General features: G+C 46.7%; 4 protein-coding genes. All 4 read right to left on the reverse strand.

Annotated features, from left to right (window positions below; translation table 11 throughout):
* Positions 1-101 precede the first annotated feature (101 nt).
* Positions 102-1118 (reverse strand): Holliday junction branch migration DNA helicase RuvB, encoded by a 1017-nt coding sequence (ruvB, locus tag BCT81_RS01390; RefSeq protein WP_008219931.1) that lies wholly within the window; start codon positions 1116-1118, stop codon positions 102-104.
* Positions 1119-1316: 198 nt separating this feature from the next.
* Positions 1317-1928, reverse strand: a complete 612-nt coding sequence (gene ruvA / locus BCT81_RS01395; protein ID WP_102423048.1) for a Holliday junction branch migration protein RuvA — start codon at positions 1926-1928, stop codon at positions 1317-1319.
* 92 nt (positions 1929-2020) lie between these two features.
* Positions 2021-3481, reverse strand: a complete 1461-nt coding sequence (locus tag BCT81_RS01400; protein WP_102423049.1) for a methyl-accepting chemotaxis protein — start codon at positions 3479-3481, stop codon at positions 2021-2023.
* A 213-nt stretch (positions 3482-3694) separates the two neighbouring features.
* Positions 3695-4076 (reverse strand): crossover junction endodeoxyribonuclease RuvC (gene ruvC, locus BCT81_RS01405; protein ID WP_102423050.1); only part of this gene is annotated, 382 nt, incomplete at its 5' end.

Raw genomic sequence — 4076 nt, forward strand, 5'->3', positions numbered from 1 at the left:
CCCTATTTGAGCTTTATAGCGACTCGCGCAAAGAGTTGTTATTCAGTAAAACGCAAAAAATCCCAGCGCTTATGCAACTGGGATCTTTAAAAATGAATAATTTAGCGATTAGACGGTAGGTCTATCCCAAAGTGTAAATAGGCTCTATCAGTCGCGATTCGGCCCCTTGGTGTTCTTTGTAGATAACCTTGCTGTATTAGATAAGGCTCCAATACATCTTCAATGGTGTCTTTCTCTTCACCAATTGCTGCAGCCATATTGTCGATACCAACTGGGCCGCCACCAAACTTCTCCATAATTGCCAATAGAAGCTTTCTGTCCATATAGTCAAAACCTTTAGCATCAACATCTAACATGTTCAGTGCGCTGTCTGCGACCTCAGGACAAATATGTCCGTCCCCTTTTACTTCCGCATAATCGCGGACGCGGCGCAGTAAACGGTTGGCAATACGTGGTGTACCACGAGCTCGGCGAGCCACTTCCAACGCCCCTTCTGCTTCCATCGAAAGGCCAAGGCAGTCAGCGCTGCGCTGTACGATGTTTTGCAAGTCTTCTACTTTGTAATACTCGAGACGTTGAGTAATACCAAAACGGTCACGCAGTGGAGAGGTCAGTGAACCAGCACGCGTCGTTGCACCAATCAGAGTGAACGGTGGCAAGTCAATCTTGATAGAGCGCGCCGCTGGGCCTTCACCAATCATGATGTCCAATTGGTAATCTTCCATAGCTGGATACAGCACCTCTTCAACCACAGGGCTTAAGCGGTGGATCTCATCAATGAATAGGACATCATTTTCTTCAAGGTTGGTCAGCAGCGCCGCTAAGTCGCCGGCTTTCTCTAACACCGGCCCAGAAGTGGTGCGAATGTTTACATCCATCTCATTGGCAACAATGTTCGCCAATGTGGTTTTACCCAAGCCTGGAGGACCAAATATCAACAGATGATCAAGTGCTTCATTACGCAATTGCGCCGCTTTGATGAAAATCTCCATCTGGTCACGAACGTGGTCCTGACCTTGATAGTCGGCTAACGCCTTTGGTCGTATTGCACGGTCGATAACATCTTCATCTTTAAAGACCGGGTTGTCAGGAGCAATGAGGCGATCTGCTTCAATCATAGAGAGTTCCAATTTGAGAGGGTTAGCTCTGTTTTCTTTCAATTCTTGTTAAAAGTATCACCGACGTTAAAGAAAGCGAAGGTAAACACTCGTTTGACCTAACATCGAGGAATAAGAGCCGACACGCTAGGTACAAGTATCTTTTATCAGCCATACCTTAACCTTTCGATTTAACTATGGCTGTATCATCAAGTTCGATTAGACCATCGATTTCAAGGCTTCGCGAATCAGCTGTTCGCTCGTCATACCTTCTTTAGCCACTTGAGAAACCACCTTAGAAGCTTGAGTCGGCTTATAGCCCAATGCAAGCAGTGCACTTACCGCTTCTTCTTCAGCATCGTGAACTGTTGGCATAGAGTCTATTGGCGCCGCGTCAGTCGCAGGAGTAAACAGGTCGCCTGCACCCCACCCTTTCAAGCGGTCTTTCATTTCGACAACAAGACGTTCCGCGGTTTTCTTACCAACACCAGGAAGTTTCACTAGCGTAGAAATGTCTTCGCGTTCAACACTCTGAACAAACTGGCTCGCCGTCATACCAGAAAGGATACCAAGGCCAAGTTTAGGGCCAACACCGTTCGCTTTGATCACTTCGCGGAACAGCGCACGCTCTTTAACCGTATTGAAGCCATAAAGGAGCTGCGCATCTTCACGTACTACAAAATGCGTATAGATAATTGCTTCTTCGCCTACGTTCGGTAGTTCATAAAAACAGCTCATTGGCATTTGTACTTCGTAACCAACACCACTGACTTCAATCAATAATTCTGGTGGCTGTTTTTCTATTAATGTACCGCGTAGACGTCCGATCACAATTCACTCTCTTGATGGAATTTAATTTGAGGGACAGAATATAAAAGAACTGGATGCTTATCCAGTTCTTTGTGGGTTTTCGAGGGATTTATTTAAGCCTGTTTAGCTTGGGAGACCACGCGATTTAGGCTTTCAACCAATTCCTTGACTGAAGTGACATGTCCAGTCAGTGCAGAGCCATAGTTGGCAACCAAACTCGACACAGATTTGGTTTCGGCAACGCTCTGCGCCACTTCAGAGCTGGCAAGATCGAGCTCTTTTAGAGAATCCATCTGCATCGCCATAATATCGGTCAATTGGTTCACATCAGTAGAGATAGTCTGAACCTCTGAAATAATGCCGTTCATTTCATTGGCCGTAGTTTCGATGATCGCTCTGCCATGCTCCACTTCCACTTTACTACGATCCAACAAGCTTCGGATCTCGATGGCTGAATGACTACTTTTTGCTGACAGCTCCCTTACCTGGTCGGCTACCACAGCAAAACCTCTCCCCTGCTCGCCTGCGCGAGCCGCTTCTATTGCGGCGTTCAACGCGAGTAAGTTGGTCTGCTCTGCTACCGAAGTGATTAAGTCAGCGACCTTCATGATCTCTTGGTTACTTTGTATGATTTGACTGATGGCTCCGGTCGACGCCTCAAGAGATTCGGAACTCTTTTGCGCTTTCGTGCCAACGGCTTCACTGCGCTCTTTGAGTTCACCGACGAACGAATTCGACTCTGCGATACCTTGCGTCATCTGGTGCAGTTGCTGACTCATCTCCTCAGCTGCACTCGCCTGAGATTCACAATTGATGTTCAATACTTCGACTTGTGCATGTAAATCTTGTGACTGTTGTTCTAGATGTACAGAGACACCCTGTAAGCTTTCTGAATTCGAGTTGGCTTGGTCGAGCACAACTGACAAGCGCCGTTCACTTTGTGTCGCTTTGTTGGCGACCTGCTGACTCTCCGAAATCGCTTCTTCTGCCATCTCGATAGCGACTTCTTTTTGCTTGGCCGTAAACGCTTGTGCAATGCAGATCACCACCAGCGGCATAATCACGCCAGACCATGTTTCGACAACCACCGCTTCCGGAGTAAGCACTAACTGTGGAAATATGAATCCGTTCAAATGAGCGGACGTCATCACCAAGGAGACACCAATCACCAGCCCACTCCACACCAAAGCGACAATACGTGTTCCTGATAAAAAGAAAGCAACCACTAACAAAGGCACCCAATAGGCCTGCGTAGAGTCCACCACACCGCCACTTTGATAAATGATATTCAGTGCGTGTACCGCCATACCCACAAAGCCAAAGTTAAGTGCCAAACTTGGTTTTCCAGTAATACGAAGTAGCATGGCTGAGAGCAGTTCAAAGACGATAAGGAACACAGAAGTAGCAACAAGCAGCTGCTCTCCATGTTTTGTCCATTTGATTAAGCTGTAGATACCGACAAAGAAAGCGATGAAAGTGAAAAGTAATAAGATGTCGGCTTGTCTGGTTTGATTGTTGTTCCATTCGCGAGTTTTGGGCAGAAATAGCACGCGCCACAACTTGATAGGGTTCATCAGTGATCATCCTTGATTAACTTATAAGACCTCCGACCAATGTTAATATCATGTTAAATGGGACGCAATGTTATGATCTAGGTTCTGTTCGAAAGATCTCATTTCGTCAGGGATTTAGCGGCATATTGCTTTGATATGAGCCTAACCAAACGCAAGGCTCATCAGTATAACGAGGGGAAGTGATATATGAAGGAAGCTAACTGGCGGAGAGAGTTAACGATAGCGCCCTTTTCTTGCGCCTGTCGCTTTACCTGCCAGCGCAATCAAGGTTTTGTTGGTGTTGGCGTGAGTGATCGCTACGCCTAACGCATCGGCAGCATCGGCTTGTGGTCTCGCTGGTAACTTAAGCATACTCATTACCATATTCTGAACCATAGACTTATCAGCACCACCATTACCTGTCACCGCCTGTTTAATCAAACGAGCGGCGTATTCATGAACCGGCAAATCTGCATTTACAGCGGCCACAATTGCGCTACCACGAGCCTGACCTAACTTAAGTGCTGAATCCGCATTCTTTGCCATGAAGACCTGCTCAATGGCAAATACATCCGGCTGAAACTGAGTAATGATTTCACTTACCCCTGCGTAGATC

Source organism: Vibrio sp. 10N.261.52.A1 (assembly GCF_002876325.1).
Taxonomy (GTDB): Bacteria; Pseudomonadota; Gammaproteobacteria; order Enterobacterales; family Vibrionaceae; genus Vibrio; species Vibrio chagasii.